The sequence below is a fragment of the Candidatus Thiodiazotropha sp. AKAK2 genome (assembly GCF_058244685.1).
The window spans coordinates 20632-35418 of the sequence record NZ_JBSYOP010000038.1; the positions used below are offsets into that span (position 1 = coordinate 20632).

The window sequence follows — 14787 nt, forward strand, 5'->3', positions numbered from 1 at the left end:
TAATGGGAAGGCTGTGGAAGATCATACAAATCTCATCGGCTATCCGTTTGCACCGGTATTCGGAATTAACCTCTTACCCTCTTTCAGGTTAAACTGACCGGTCTGATTTCCGCCTCCACACTTTGGGCAGACCGAGACATCGATGTAAAATACCCTTTTCAGGCGCTGTGCCCAGGTCATGGTCTGGTGCCGCTGTTCGGGTGTTTTGTCTTCGTGTTCCTCGTGGGGACGGCCCTTGCCGCGTTTAGCCGGCGTCACATCTACCCGGTGTTTGCTGTTGGGCGCGAATACGCCGTGGAACCGGGTCAGGTTTACTCTCGGTTTCGGCACCAGCGCCGCCAGCTTGGCAATGACAATTCGGCAGGAAAGCCGATTTGTACGACAAGCGTCGCCGGATGTGCGACATGAAACCCAGCGGCTCAAAGATTACGTGCGTTGTGCCATCGCTGTTGGGCGTTTTGAGTTGGGTCACTCCTGGCATCCCTGCGCCCGTGACACTTGTGATTCCTTTCACGTCGTACCGAATATTCCCTGAGGATGTCAGTGACAGCCGCTTCTCGGATACCGCTGGTCTTGAAATATATCGGCATAGTCTCCAGCTTCTGCCGTTCCCAGGCATGTGCCGCGACACCGGCGTGTAGGTTAAAGCCAGATACTTTCGCCACCTGGGAAAATCGATCATCGTCTTCCCAGGACGGGATCGTCTGCAGCGTGAATACCTTGCGCCCCTGCTGTGGCCCCACCCCACGGTAATGCGATAACTGACCGAGCACCCCAATACCTGTTGCCTGGGGTTCTCATCCGCATCATCCAAATCCAGGTAACTGTTTTCGGCTCTGGCTCCTGCTTCACCCTACCTCCTGCATCTATGCAGTCGTCTTCATCACGCTCGAGGATGCCCTCGCGCTCCAGAAAGCCGGCAACCCGGTGGCTGATCGTATGCACCAGCTCTATCAGTTCCTGCTGTTCTGGCCCATCGGTGCGCTGGAACCGTGTTCGACCGTGTTAGGTTTCCGTTTAAATCCCATCCAGGAACAGGATATGGAAATGGAAATGGAAATGGAAATGTACATTGAGATTGAGCGCACTGCCGAACCGCTGGATCAGCGTCACCGCACCGGTCTGCGCGGTCTTTCGAGTGAATCCTGCCTTCTGAATCAGAGTGTTACCGTTTAGCTCACATGAGATGGTAGATTGATCCACACCAGTTGCACCCGCTATCGCTTGTTGATTGAAACCACTTTTTGTTAGGGCTTCAATTTGGCATCTTTGTTCATAGGTCAGTTGATTGTAATTGCTCATTGTGTCATCTCTTGCCGGAGAAAAAGCGGTTAACCTACGGAAAACTGGCCGTTTCTTCTACCTTCTACGAGTTATGCACTTATGAGTTGAAGTTAGAATTTGAAATCCAACTCGATATATGCTCATGTAGAGCACAGTAGCGTAAACTGACTGCGCGCAAATTTATTAATTTAATTCTGGCACAAGCGTTTCTATCTGATTTTATTTTTATGGAAACAAAGAACAGCATTATTGATAGATTTGTTTTTTATACACTGCCTAGCTTTGTTTTTGTACTATTCCTGTCACCTGCCCATGCAATAGACGTTATTCCGGGCTATGCGGTCGCACCACCGCCGGATATGAATAGCTTTATGGCATCTCTCGTGAATATTGAAACTGGAGACAGGTACATTCAAGGGCGCAAGCAGGGGCTTGATACCAAGCTTAACATTTCAAACCTGTTATTACGCTACACCCGTTCATTTTCAATAAACGGCAAGCCGGCCGGTTTTTATATCCAACCTTCTTTGGGAGCGGTAGAACCCGGTGGTTCTCTGTCTGGTAATGATAATTCAACCGGCATTGGTGATACGGGTTTCGCTTTTGCGTACTGGCCTTATGCCAATCGCGAAACGGGAGATTATTTTTCCTTGACCGGTTATCTAATCGCACCGACGGGCAAATACGACAGTAATAAACTGGTTAATCTTGGTCAGAACCGTTATGGTGCAGCCTTCAAGATTACCTATCACACAAAACTGACAGATTCTGTCGAGGGCATGCTGTCAACCGACGTGCAGTGGTTTGGCAACAATGACGATTACCGGCTGACTCATCAGTGTCTGGAGCAAAAACCGTTGTATTCCACGCAGGCAACTTTGATGTACAACATCAACAAGCAGTTCATGTTGGCTGGGAGTTACTTCATTCATACAGGTGGCGAAACACAGTTGGATGGCGTTGATCGGGATGACAGAATAAAGCGTGACCGTTATCAGCTGGCAGTTATGGGCAAGTTCAGCTTTGGGAAGTTAATTCTCCAGTTTGGTAGTGATTTGGATACGGAAAATGGCTTTATCGAATCACAACATGCCATTCTGCGTTATCAGCGTCTATGGCAATAATACAAGTGGCACCCTATGAAATCTCTGGTAATCGTTTTTACCACACAATCTTAGCTAATACCGATTTCACCAATAAAACGAAATCCGAGTAGATTTTTTGATGTTCTGATAGAGGGGGCTGCTCAGTAAGGCAAAATCATAAGATTTCTACTTGAAATCCGCCAAAGATAATATCTTAAAATTGATTGGCGCACCGCAAGTAAATGATGATAATAAACTGGCCAAAATATACAATATATACTACAAATTGTTCCAAGAGCAGCCCTATCAGCTGAAATTACACATTCTCAGCACTGAATGCTACCGGTTAGCCAGCTGTCGTTATATCTTGATAATCAGGATAACCGCTAAGCCAGTATTTTGTATGGACTGGACTGCCCAAACTGGTTGAGGTGCTAAGACCAAGGGTAATGATTAACGCCTATTGGAAGCACCATAACAATACACCTTCAGTTAGGTTAAAGAGTTGCATAGATTAAGAAAAAACGTATGGCTGCTTTTCATAGCAACCGTATTTGTTTCTATCCTTTTGACATTCGTCATGTCGGTGTACACATGGGATAAACATTTTTCCAGCATCAAATCAGACCTCAATCATGCCCACGCACTGACCAAAAGCTATCTTTTGGAAAAAATCGTGAAGATGAGTGAAATCTTCCAACTCCTTGATAAATCTTATAATAATAGAAATCAAGATCAAATCAATCTGATTTTCAGCACATTCATTGATACGATTGATTTTGATAGAAACGCAGGAACGAACTTTTTTCAAGGCCACTTGACATTCGACAGGGAATTTCTTGATAAACAGAAACCAGAACAGGTCTTTTTGAAAAACAGCTTCTACTACACAACCCAGAAACAATGGGTAACCCCCATCTGCTATCGATTCTCTGAAGGTGATGTTGGTTGCTTTGCCATTGACCTCGAAGATCTAACCACGCTGCTTACCAGAGGCGCGAGAACAACGGGGATCAACCACGTGATATCAACATCGGATTACTGGTTAATACATAACAGCTTTTTTGACAAAGATCAGTTTGCATCATTATATTCTGCGAATATGATGAAGGGTCCGATAGCAAAAACCCTGGCGTCTCATTCGAAATCACTAAAAGAAGAAATTGGGCTATCACTAGACGAATTTCTGGCGGGAGAAAATAGTCACAGCTACCAGCAAAGAGTGCTTAATGGAGAGCACACTTTGATCATGCTTAGCAGTGTTCCCACCTATAATCTGTTTATCGCATCTGGGTATACCTATTCAGAGATCTGGCGACAATTTCTCAGCTATATCTATGGAATTGTACTATTGACCATAGGATTTAATACCGTACTTTTTTTCCTCTTTAAACGATACGACAAACTCAACGAAAAACACCGCCTTGATCTCGAATACAAAAACAAACACGACAGCTTGACCGGCCTGCTTACAAGACGCGCCTCAGAGCAGGTGTTTATGGAAGAGCATCCTATTAACGGAACCTACGTATTAGCCGAAATATCCATTAATAAATTTCATCTTATCAATGAGCGTTTTGGACACCATACCGGTGACCTGCTGCTACAATATATCTCGAACTATCTCAAGAATTACTGCACCAACCCTTGTTATTTAATACGTGATATCGGTCCAGATTTTTTTATCATCTCACCAGATTCAGAATCCGATAAAATCGAGCCTGCCATAGAGCAGTTGCTTGAAGAGGTAAAAAAACCCATAGCAATTGGTGATGTCAAATTACGGCTCAATATTAAAGCGGGAATATTCAAGGGAAACCTCTCCTCCATATCCTATAGAGAAGCGCTAAAGTGTGTCGACCTGGCACTCTGGAAAGCGAAAAAGGAACAAATTAACCTATACACTTATACTGAGGAGACCCACGAGCAGGTAATACAACGCAGCCGGATAAGAGAGCTTTTGGATGATGGCATTGCCAAGCATGAATTCCACCTCGTGTATCAGCCACAAATCGAACCCAATACCGGTGTTTTAACTGGAATTGAGGCGCTGGCGCGCTGGAACAGCACAGAACTGGGATTCATTCCACCATTACAATTTATCGATATTGCCGAAGAATCAGGGCTCATCTTAGATTTAGGGCGGGAACTGACCACCATCGCTATCAATGATTTCAAGGATATTTTGGCGAAAACCAACAAAGAATTCACGCTTTCCATCAATTTTTCCATCTATCAATTTCTGAGTGACACCTTTTTAAATGACATTGATGAGATTATTGGCAATTCCGGTATTCCACCCAAATTATTAACACTTGAAATAACGGAAAGTATTTTCGTTGAAGAACTGGCTTACATTAAAAATATACTACTTCAGTTACACGAAAGGGGCTTTCACATTTCTCTGGATGATTTTGGTACAGGCTACTCATCACTCAGCATGCTGAGCAAGCTCCCTATTGATGAAATCAAGATTGACAAATCATTCATTGACAATATTCAGCACTCTCGGCCAGATTATCTTCTGGTGCGAAATATTCTTGCCATTGGAAAGACATTGGATCTAAAGGTTGTTGCTGAAGGCATTGAGCACACGGATCAGGCCGATATACTGCAAAGGCACCATTGCCATTCTATTCAGGGTTACCTGTATTCAAAACCCTTGCCTAAAGAAGAAATCATAGCGTTTATTAATAAGAACAAAATACAAGAATACAAAAAATACAAAATAAAATACAAGTAAAATACAAAGGCACCCATTCTTAAATTATTTGCTTCTGATGGCCAGGTTCAAGGTGAAAGTAAACTTGGCAAATTATGGATGGGTGTCCATCTACACCAGCGATCTACACCTCGGTTTGGGCACCAGCGCCGCCAGGCGGGCAATGAAATCCAGCGGCTCAAAGATCACATGCGAGGTGCCGTCTCGGTACGGCGTCTTGAGTTGAGTTGCTCCTGCGCATCCTTGCGCCCCACCTGCGGCCCCACGGCGATGCGGTACGTGATCGAGTGACCGCACAATTGACTCATGGATCGTCATCCACCGCGTCCCCGACCAGGTAACTGTTTTCGGCATCCCGTTCCAGTAGGCCTTGCTGTTCCAAATAGCATCCCACACGGTGGGCGATGGTGTGGGCCAGTTGCAATACTGTATTTTTGTACAGTCTATCGCTTGACTGCGGGATCTTGAAGCCTCAGCTATGAAGCCGGGAAGTGCCAAACACCGCGAGGGAGGCCTCATTGAAAAGCGGCAAACGCCAGCCTGCCGGGGTTCAGGCATCCCCACCAGTGTTATTCGGCCACCTTTATTTCTCATATTTAAGAAATATATTACACATTATCCACCACCCAACATATGTTTCTTGCTTTTAAGTAATTATTGACTTATTGCTCAGCATCATCCTATAGTTTCTCTTATTGGAGAAACTATATGGCCCGAAAAATTACGCCCTTACCCCTGCCCACCTCCCCGGTCGTCGATTCGGTTGAGGCGTTTGGCGCGTTTGTACGGAGCCTGCGCACGCAACAACAACTGCGCATCGATGATGCCGCTGCACTGTGCGGTGTTTCGGTTCAACTGCTCTCGGATCTTGAAAATGGCAACCGTTCCGTCGGCCTGGACAAGGCCCTGGCGGTTGCACAGCAACTGGGGCTCACCCTGCTGGCGGTACCAAAATCGGCGCAATCCCAGGCAATTGCAGCCATCAAGCGTCAGTCATTATGACAACCCACAGCCTTTCAGCCTGGATTGGTGAACAACAGGTTGGCACCCTGAGCTATCACGACGATACCGGGCGCTTCTCGTTTGAATACGAACCGGCCTGGATGACGAATAGCGGTGCTTATCCCATATCCCCCCCCCTCCCGTTTTGGCGTCCGGACGGCCAAACCGATGAACTGCACTCGGTCAACGTACGCCGCTTCTTTGAGAATCTGCTGCCCGAGGGCAAAGCCCTGGAGGATGCGGCTGCAGCGCACATGGTCTCAAAAGGCAACCTGTTTGGTCTGCTGCGCTGGCTAGGCCAGGAAAGTACCGGTGCGCTTGCACTGTTGCCTGAAGACACCCTGTCGGCCCAGCTTGAACCGAGCGTGCGTGAAGTCAGCTTTGAAGAGCTCTCCGAGCGTATCCACGACCGGGCCAATCGCCCCTTCAATGTATGGGACGGCCGGGTACGCATGTCCATTGCCGGTTACCAGGATAAACTGGCGGTCTATGTTGATGAGGAAGGAAAACTGTTCCTGGTGGAAGGCCGGCTGGCGTCGACGCATATCCTCAAACCGGAGCCGCTAAACCCAAAGCTCTCCAGGTTGGTGGCCAATGAGCACTTTTGCCTGAAGCTGGCTGCCGCGCTCGGTATACCCTCGGCCGAGGTAGAAATTCTACGCGTGCCGGAGCCGGTACTGATGGTCAAACGCTTCGACCGCATCAAACACAACCGCCATGTCGAGCGTTTACACGCGGTGGATAGCTGCCAGGTGCTCAATCTCAGCGTCAACCACAAATATGAACGCAATTTCGGCAGTGGACGTGATGTCGCCACTATTCGGGACGGCGTTGGTTTCGAGAGGCTCTTCTCCATCGCGCCGCTCACCCAGTCTGAAGCGGCCACTCGCATGGCACTGATCCGTTGGGCGATCCTGCAATACCTGATCGGCAATAGTGATGCCCATGGTAAAAATATCTCGTTTCTGGTCGAGTCGGGCGGCCTGCGCCTCGCCCCTGCTTACGACCTGGTTTCGGTGTGCATCTATCCGGATATCGAACACGAATTCGCCATGGCCATCGGAGACGAGTTCGATATGACTAAAGTCCGTGCCTTCGATTGGGCAGACTTTTCCGACCGCTGTGGCATAGCACGCCGCCTTCTGGTGCGTGAGATGAACCGAATGATCAAAGCGCTCAGAATCCAGCTGCCGACATTACTGTCTCTGCCCAATTACATTGAGGAAGAGCGTGCCATGCTGCAGAAGATCTCGGACCTGGCCCTGCAACAGGCTGAGCGACTGGAAATCGATGCGAAAATGATTGCGAAAGTGGTAATTGAATAGAAGCGGGTGCAGCCTCAACCGGTTCCAATAAGCATGTCCAGATGATCCGCCCACCCCGCAATGACTGGCCGAATCACTCATCCCTTTTCTCAATGAAAGACTAAAGATTATCGACGCTACCCGTATGCTGAGCCGTTTCCTGCGTGGGATCACTTCCCCCAGACTGAGCCGGGCGAAGCTGAGTGGACACGAGCTTTTCGATACTTTGACTGAGATTCCATTCGCCCAGGTCATGAGCTGGGCTGAAGAGCGCCTCGCATCTGAAAATCAGGGCTCATCTGGAGGGGCGAGTCACCCATGCTGTTTGGCAGAATCCTGAAAAGGCTGAAAGGCCGAGATGCTTTTGGCAGCGCATTGAGTGGACTGAATCGTAAGCGCCCTCTGTCGATAGATATGATTCTTAAGCATTGGAAGGGGTTGCATATTCCCATTGAGAGCCTGATTGGTTCTGACAACTCTGACCTCAACCATCACAAACATGCATGAGTCACTTTGATTATTAACCCGGGTTAACCTCCTCTCCCTTTCAGGGTAAACTCTCCCGTCTGACTGTTGGCCACATACCGATAGCTGGCTCCCACCAAGACTAAAACGAAACAGACTAATGACTGAGTTAAAGATTCTCTGTGAACACCGCCCATCCTCCATGAAACTGGAGATCCAGGGGGTCTACGACTGGCCGATCTGGAGCAAGGAGGTGTCGAAATTCGACTGGAGTTACGACCAGACCGAGATCTGCTACTTCCTGCGTGGCAAGGTTATCGTCACCCCGGAAGGGGGCGAACCCCAGGAGTTCGGGCGGGGCGACCTGGTAACCTTCCCGGCCGGCATGAAGTGCACCTGGGATATCCTGAAGGATGTGGAAAAGCACTACACCTTCGAATAGTCGTCTGCCTGCCTGATGACAAAAGCCGCCAAAAACCAACAGCACACGCCGATGATGCAGCAGTATCTGCTCTGATATTGGTATCTCGCTGATAATACAGCTATTTCTCTGTCTTAAAAACCTAACTGTCTAAAACCAAACCCCTAAGAAGGGGCGGTTAAGTGCCTGATTCTATTGGGTGCTGAAATTTATTTTAGACAGGATTTACGGCATGAAACTAATTATCGCAGGCGGCAGGGATTATCAGTTCGACGAAGAGGACGAATTTATCCTAAATACCATTCTCGGTTCCGGTAATAGCAGGATAACCGAGGTTATATCAGGAGGCGCAAAGGGAGCAGATAGAGGGGGCGAATTGTGGGCGAAGCATTGGAACATCCCTATTAAGCGGTTCCCGGCTGACTGGGACAAGCACGGCAAGAAAGCAGGGCCCATCAGGAATGAGGAGATGGCTAAGTATGCAGACGCTGTGATCCTCTTCCCAGGAGGTAAGGGAACGTCAAACATGCTGGTGAATGCCCTAAAGCATGGCCTGAAGATATACGACTTGAGATTGAAGGTCCGGTCGTGAACAACCACCTGATTAAAAGATGCATCAACGTTACGGGCGATTCCGCCTGTAATTCAATCACTTACAACCCTTTATCTGTCCAGTATCGGAAGGACGCTAGACGCCTTTTTGCTGGTTTTGGGGTTGTTTCGAGCGGGGGTATTAGACAGGAGTAACAACACATGACTGAGTATCACAAGATCCAAACCGTATTTAAGCGCGACCCAGCAAACAAGCACAAGACCCTACTTGAAGGTGAGTGGACACTGCCTGAATTTGAATACTTATCTAGTAACAAATGGGTGTTCACAGAAAAAGTGGACGGCACAAACATTAGGGTGAAAATTCCCGATTACCAGGAAGAAGGAAAGCAGTACGGCATCGCTTTTGGAGGCAGAACTGACCGGGCACAGATCCCAGCTTCTCTTGTAGATAGGCTTGTGGAGAGGTTTCACTCAGATAGCGCAAGAGGAAAGCTTGCAGAGATATTTCCTGATGGGAATGCTGTTCTGTATGGGGAAGGTTACGGCGCGAAGATCCAGAAAGGTGGAGGAAACTATAGAAGCGACCAGGACTTTGTCCTATTTGACGTGAAAGTTGGCGACTGGTGGCTGAATCGTTGTGATGTTGAGCAGGTTGCGAAAGATCTGAATATTGATTTTGTGCCAATTATAGGAGAGGGAACCTTACTCGACATGGTTGAGTTGGCGCGATCAGGAATTACTTCAAGATGGGGCGATTTTAAAGCCGAGGGTATTGTTGCCAGACCATCAACAGAGTTGAAGGCTCGCAACGGAAATAGGCTAATCACAAAAATCAAGTGTCGAGATTTTAGAGCATAACCCCCCAGCCACCTGCTGGGTTGTTTTGAATGGAGAGATTAGACGATGAAATTTCACGATTATAGAGAAGAAAGGCCGCCAGAAGAGGGGGCATACATTTGGAAGGTACAACATAAATTCCTCTCTGATCTGGCAATCGTTTTTGTTGATGACTATCGGGAGCGTGGCGCTGGATTTAAGAAAGTTCTATCTCCAAGATTCGATCATTGGAATGGGTATCGGGTGACACTTCCAATGGGTCCTATTTGGTGGGCAGAACATGACGGCGACCGGAAGCCGGGATTGGATGTAATAGAAGTTGCTGGTGTTAAAAACGAACCCTGCCCCTTCTGTCATCAGGTTCCTGAATGGGGATACTCAGGCCGATATATTGGCTCAGGCCCGATTGATACTGATTACTGGTATTTGAAGTGCTGCCATTGGTTTGATGGGTTTCGCTCCAGGATGAGAGACCCTAGGGTTTTGGCTGAGAAAAGGAACGCAGCAATTCTTAAGACTAAAGCCACCTAACCCCCTGCGGGTTTAATCAACTGAAATAGACAGGAGAACGATATGGCAACAATTGAAGTTCAGGAAGTAAAGGATGTTTGGGTGGCGTGGACTAATTCTGACCTGACAGAAGGTAAAGGCCGTCAGTTACCATTGGCTGTATGTGAAAACGAAGCAACAGCCATACGCCTAGGAAAAGGAAAGTCTGTTCAAGGCAGTAACTGTAGTGTAACGAAGTCTACCGCCGTGAGGTTAAATGGACAATGGCTCGGATCTGTTGTTATTGAACGCCCTAGCGAGGATGACATTAATCAACAGAAGAAGATTGAGGCGAAACGGGCCGCGATTGAGAAGGCAAAGTCTGCGGGTCTGACTGATAAAGAGATTGACCTAATTAAATTTTTATAGCCTAACCACAGTTAACTGAAATAGACAGGAGGGATAGATGACTGATTTAATTTCAATGCTACGCAAGCTGGAGTGGAGTACCACCTATAGTTATTGTACTGGTTGGCCGTGTTGCCCCATATGTCGTGGCATAAAGCCGGGATATGGAGCGGACGAACACGGAGATCTGCCTGACAATTCTGGACATAGAGATAATTGTGAACTAGCGAAAGCTTTGAGCGAACAATGAGCCGTAATATAGGAGAGATAGATGAACTCAGTCGAAAAGACTAGAGAGGGAAATGAAATCTATCCAGATAGATGCGATATTCGAACGGCTATTCGTGGAAATAGCAACAGCATTTGCGCCAACTGCAAGCATGTAGCGGATACCTGTAAACCACTTTCAAAGGTAACTTCAAGTGTTAATGGATATACGGGAGTAACTCGATGTGATGGCTTTGAGCCTGTAATTAATTAACAGATAGACAGGAGAACGATATGAGTGAAACAGAGTGCCGTGTAGTAAAACTACGTGAAGTCGATATGACTGGCGGTGTTGATGAGGCGATTCAGCGAATTCTAAACAAGGAGGGCTGGGAACTATACGACAACGATTATAGAGAAACCTTGCGGGACTTTGGCTACGACAAATATGTTCTAGTCGACGAGGTGATTTATGAAGTGATTGAGGATATGGACAGAGAGCCTTACGACGATGTGTTTGAGGCGAACAGGCGCACCGATGGTGCCATTGGATTTGTGGTTCAGTATTACAACGGCGGATGCTCTTTCAGTGAAGCAATAGAAAATGCGCTGAAAAAACTTAACCAATCACCAGCCTAACCCCATAGTTAACTGAGGAATAGATGATGATTGACTTTAAAAATATACAGGTTGGTGACCCAGTAAAAGTTGTTGGAATGGGTGCTCCAGGATTCGCCCAACTAGGAGAACAATTGGAGATCACCAGAGTTATGCCAGATCGAGTGTACGCAAAGAAACAGAGCGGTGAAGAGGCTTTTTTTGCTTTGACCTGCGGAGCGTCACGGTTAGAGAAAGTAACCCACACCGAGGAATAGACAGGAGAGATAGATATGTATGACAAAATGGCAAACTCACACCCAAAACTACAGAGAGGTAGGGTTTGGTGTACTGTATGCGGTACGTCACTCAAATTAAACTCTGCCGTCGCGCTGCAACATGGTTGGCCAAAGTGCTGCGGATATACAATGACGATTGATAGTCCTGAGGAAAGAAAGCAGTCTATGTCCTTATGGGGGAGTGAGAGGTAAGATTCTGCCTGAGTTGCCCCAGGCAGGGAAGCTATCGAAGCTCTACCTGGAAAGTAATACCAAACGAAGCCAACACAACGGCAGATAATGTAGGTAAATTTGTAATCATTTCCAACACTTCACCGGCCGCATCTATCGGCAACCAAAGAGTTGAAATGGACAACGGTGGAAATGCTGCTGTTGTAGCCACATAAGTAGAATCTGAACTAAATGCGTCATGCTGATCTACGCCATTTCGACTGAAACACAGCGTATGCCTACCTACTGCATTAGCATCAATTGTACAGTGTGCGCTTACTTTAAAATGTGTATATGAATGCCCAGATGGAGCAGCAATTGAAACTTGCCCGTTTGTTGCGTTTAGGCTAATTACACTAGACGCTTCATTTTCATTTTCCACGTTAAGCGTTATGAAGTCCCACCCTGAACTTAAGGTTTCATTAGATGATCTTGAGAAGGTTGCGATTGCACCGCTACCGCTTGAATACGCTCCAGACAGCGCGATCGGGAACGGGCCAAATACATCATCCCCAACACGATACTTGATCCAGTAGTCCCCTGCCGGCAAGGTGGGACGATCATTCCCAATATGCGTGCCGGTCTTGGATGATAGCTTCGGCGGCACATCAGTTGACCAGGTAGTCGGCTCTGAGTCGCCATCCAGCCACATCTTTGTGAAGATCTCAGCACCAGGCCACAAGCCATTCATCATCACATCAAAGGACTGCTCAATGGATCGATTCACCCGATCACTCACATCAATTGCTGGCCGTTGCTGATTTCCCCAGTAGGCGGCGTGAGAAATGAGCCCGGTATTGCCATAGACGTTGATCCACATGGGATAGTCAAAGCCGTTGGTCCAATCAGGATCAATCTCATACCCATCCAGATCAGCATCTGCCATGGTCGCAGAGTTCCACAAACGGTCAAAGTCTGTGAAATCACCCAGAACACGCAACTTCTGTAGCTCAGGAATGGCGGCGCGAATCGTGGCGTTATTCTGAAATTCAGTCCAGACCTGAGACATCAGGAAATAATGGCCCTGACTGTTCGGGTGCACTCTGTCGTGACTCACCAACCCCAGCCTGGCCGGCCGGAAATAATTGGTCTCCAAAACAATATCAACCGTCGGCAGCGCTCGAATTGCTGCATCCAAGGCTTTCCAGTTGGTGAGTCGATCCTGCATGGTGCTAGACAACACCTGATTGATCTCGGAATACTCTGTGGTCCACTTCCCTGACTCACCGGTCTTGGTTGAAGTTTCGTGCATGTAGGGCACACAGAACTTCTTTTTCACACTACCAATAGGCACAGCACTGTGAGCATCCGAATCATATGGGATCAGTGGTGAATAACAGATTAAGGCATCAGGATTGTTGGCTCGGATATCAGCATAAAGAGCCGTGGCATCAGCAATCATCTGAACTTGTGACAAGCTACCAACTGCTAAGATGGCGTCATTGAGTCCGAGCTCAACGATAATCAGATCGGCATTGACCGAGTTGGTCAATTCCACCCGGGTCTGACCGGTCAACGCATCGACATCATTCATAGCGGTGTCATGCGTTAGGGCGCCAGCACCAGTATGAAATACATCAATATTCAAACCCTCTGAGGCGAACGCATTTCGCATATGGTCCACCCAGGTTTGTGACCAGGGGAATACAGACTCGGAAGCGCCTAGCACAACAATACGGCCAGCATAATGCGGCAGATTTACTGGGTTCAGCAGCTCCCATCCGGCCGGGCTATCCCGGTACCGCAGTTTCATTTCATATCCGGCACGCGGAATGTCACCAATCTCCAAAGGCTGCTGGCCAAGGCGAGTGATCGTCAGAGCGCCGTAGCTATCCAGATCGAGGGTTGGATTCATAACTGTATTGCCACCAACAGCTCTGACTGAAATCTCGATACCGTCCACTAAACTGCGTGGCGCTTTATCCAGTGATGCCGTCATGGCATTACCAGTTCCACCTGCAACCGCAAATTGACCCAGCACCTGCATATCAGGCCTGAGTAAATCATCTGCAAATTGGCTGTTCATGCGCTGGTAGACGCCATCTGCTGCAGCAAAGGCAAGCGGGATTGTGCCGCGCTCTATAGTCCAAGTCGTACCCGAGATGGCCGTAACCCTGACCTGCTCTTTCTCACCGTCAGCTGCACGCCGGATCGTAGCCCAAAACCAGTCGCCGGCACCTAGCGTAGGAAAGTTAACCGATGAGGCCACTTCCATCACTAAATCAGTATCGCCGAGCGCAGACGCCAGCACCGTAGTGGCATCATTCACATGCTTCATTTCACCCATGGTTTATTCCCCATCAAGATTGGTTTCTTCGTTGAGTTCGTAGGAATCCAGAGCGCCCAACTGATCACCTCGGTAATCGGGGGCGGTCTGCGCGAAACTCCCAAGCCTCAGGTAGGTGAATGAGTCATCACCGATGGTCAGGGAATTAACGGAATTGTTGAGATTGCAGTCGCTCATGCCGTGTCTCCGAATTGCTCGAAGACCTTGAACTTCACGATGTCGTAAACGGTCTGAACCTGAGAACTATCACCCAGGTAATCCACCTCGATTTCCAGTTCGTGTGTGCCCTCCTCTGCCGCAGCGACAGCCGCCGGCCAGCTGTCAATCCGGAATTGGCCAATTGACTTATCCACAGCTGTGCAGGTGATAACCGCCAATGAGAGGTCACCACCCTGCTCCCTGAACCTGGCCCGAACGACCAAAGATGAATAACCAGAAAAATCAGCCGGCTGACCTAAACTGTCGTGAATCGTGAAGACGTATGGAGGGTAGTTATCCCCCTGGATCAGGGGATAGGGGTCATCATTAAAATATCTATCGTGCACAGTAAAATCTCCCCGAAAGGATGTTTGTTAAAGGTCAGTGGAACGGGCATAAAAAAACCGCCCGAAGGCG

The 14787-nt window shown here is 48.0% G+C and carries 14 protein-coding genes and 2 pseudogenes; 11 read left to right on the plus strand and 5 right to left on the minus strand.

Annotated elements, in window-relative coordinates; all coding sequences use genetic code 11:
• Nucleotides 1–111 precede the first annotated feature (111 nt).
• A pseudogene (locus AC4IE8_RS20145) lies at nucleotides 112–1161 on the minus strand (transposase); the annotation flags it as partial.
• A gap of 66 nt (nucleotides 1162–1227) precedes the next feature.
• Nucleotides 1228–1302 (minus strand): annotated as a pseudogene (locus AC4IE8_RS20150) (hypothetical protein); the annotation flags it as partial.
• Between the two features lie 209 nt (nucleotides 1303–1511).
• Between AC4IE8_RS20150 and AC4IE8_RS20155 the strand changes: the two are divergent.
• The 11 genes from AC4IE8_RS20155 to AC4IE8_RS20205 all read left to right on the plus strand — a co-directional run bounded on the left by AC4IE8_RS20155 (nucleotide 1512) and on the right by AC4IE8_RS20205 (nucleotide 11654).
• Nucleotides 1512–2408, plus strand: coding sequence for a transporter (locus AC4IE8_RS20155; protein WP_490791839.1), 897 nt, complete (start codon nucleotides 1512–1514; stop codon nucleotides 2406–2408).
• 541 nt (nucleotides 2409–2949) lie between these two features.
• Nucleotides 2950–5112: a putative bifunctional diguanylate cyclase/phosphodiesterase gene (locus AC4IE8_RS20160; RefSeq protein WP_490791840.1), complete on the plus strand. Its 2163-nt coding sequence runs from the start codon at nucleotides 2950–2952 to the stop codon at nucleotides 5110–5112.
• Nucleotides 5113–5799: 687 nt separating this feature from the next.
• Nucleotides 5800–6093 carry a helix-turn-helix domain-containing protein gene (locus AC4IE8_RS20165; protein ID WP_068992191.1) on the plus strand — a complete coding sequence of 98 codons (294 nt, stop codon included), beginning with the start codon at nucleotides 5800–5802 and terminating at the stop codon, nucleotides 6091–6093.
• Nucleotides 6090–7418, plus strand: coding sequence for a HipA domain-containing protein (locus AC4IE8_RS20170; RefSeq protein WP_068992193.1), 1329 nt, complete (start codon nucleotides 6090–6092; stop codon nucleotides 7416–7418). The genes AC4IE8_RS20165 and AC4IE8_RS20170 overlap by 4 nt, the downstream gene beginning before the upstream one ends.
• Before the next feature lie 604 nt (nucleotides 7419–8022).
• A complete protein-coding gene (locus AC4IE8_RS20175) occupies nucleotides 8023–8304 on the plus strand; it encodes a cupin domain-containing protein (RefSeq protein ID WP_068992197.1) in 282 nt (93 codons plus the stop codon).
• 211 nt (nucleotides 8305–8515) lie between these two features.
• Nucleotides 8516–8875: an SLOG family protein gene (locus tag AC4IE8_RS20180; protein WP_490791841.1), complete on the plus strand. Its 360-nt coding sequence runs from the start codon at nucleotides 8516–8518 to the stop codon at nucleotides 8873–8875.
• Nucleotides 8876–9036: 161 nt separating this feature from the next.
• The gene (locus AC4IE8_RS20185) at nucleotides 9037–9696 is read left to right on the plus strand and encodes an RNA ligase family protein (protein WP_490791842.1); all 660 of its coding nucleotides are present in this window, start codon (nucleotides 9037–9039) and stop codon (nucleotides 9694–9696) included.
• Between the two features lie 45 nt (nucleotides 9697–9741).
• Nucleotides 9742–10206, plus strand: a complete 465-nt coding sequence (locus AC4IE8_RS20190; RefSeq protein WP_490791843.1) for a hypothetical protein — start codon at nucleotides 9742–9744, stop codon at nucleotides 10204–10206.
• Nucleotides 10207–10248: 42 nt separating this feature from the next.
• Nucleotides 10249–10593, plus strand: a complete 345-nt coding sequence (locus AC4IE8_RS20195) for a hypothetical protein (protein ID WP_490791844.1) — start codon at nucleotides 10249–10251, stop codon at nucleotides 10591–10593.
• A 480-nt stretch (nucleotides 10594–11073) separates the two neighbouring features.
• A complete protein-coding gene (locus tag AC4IE8_RS20200; RefSeq protein ID WP_490791845.1) occupies nucleotides 11074–11418 on the plus strand; it encodes a hypothetical protein in 345 nt (114 codons plus the stop codon).
• A 23-nt stretch (nucleotides 11419–11441) separates the two neighbouring features.
• Nucleotides 11442–11654 carry a hypothetical protein gene (locus tag AC4IE8_RS20205; RefSeq protein ID WP_490791846.1) on the plus strand — a complete coding sequence of 71 codons (213 nt, stop codon included), beginning with the start codon at nucleotides 11442–11444 and terminating at the stop codon, nucleotides 11652–11654.
• Nucleotides 11655–11898: 244 nt separating this feature from the next.
• Here AC4IE8_RS20205 and AC4IE8_RS20210 read toward each other — a convergent pair whose 3' ends face one another.
• From AC4IE8_RS20210 to AC4IE8_RS20220, 3 genes are read right to left on the minus strand one after another with little or no spacing between them, the layout of a single operon-like run.
• Nucleotides 11899–14172: an SGNH/GDSL hydrolase family protein gene (locus tag AC4IE8_RS20210; RefSeq protein ID WP_490791847.1), complete on the minus strand. Its 2274-nt coding sequence runs from the start codon at nucleotides 14170–14172 to the stop codon at nucleotides 11899–11901.
• 3 nt (nucleotides 14173–14175) lie between these two features.
• The gene (locus AC4IE8_RS20215; protein ID WP_490791848.1) at nucleotides 14176–14349 is read right to left on the minus strand and encodes a hypothetical protein; all 174 of its coding nucleotides are present in this window, start codon (nucleotides 14347–14349) and stop codon (nucleotides 14176–14178) included.
• Nucleotides 14346–14717, minus strand: coding sequence for a hypothetical protein (locus tag AC4IE8_RS20220; RefSeq protein ID WP_490791849.1), 372 nt, complete (start codon nucleotides 14715–14717; stop codon nucleotides 14346–14348). Before AC4IE8_RS20220 ends, AC4IE8_RS20215 begins: the two co-directional genes overlap by 4 nt.
• Nucleotides 14718–14787: the final 70 nt, after the last annotated feature.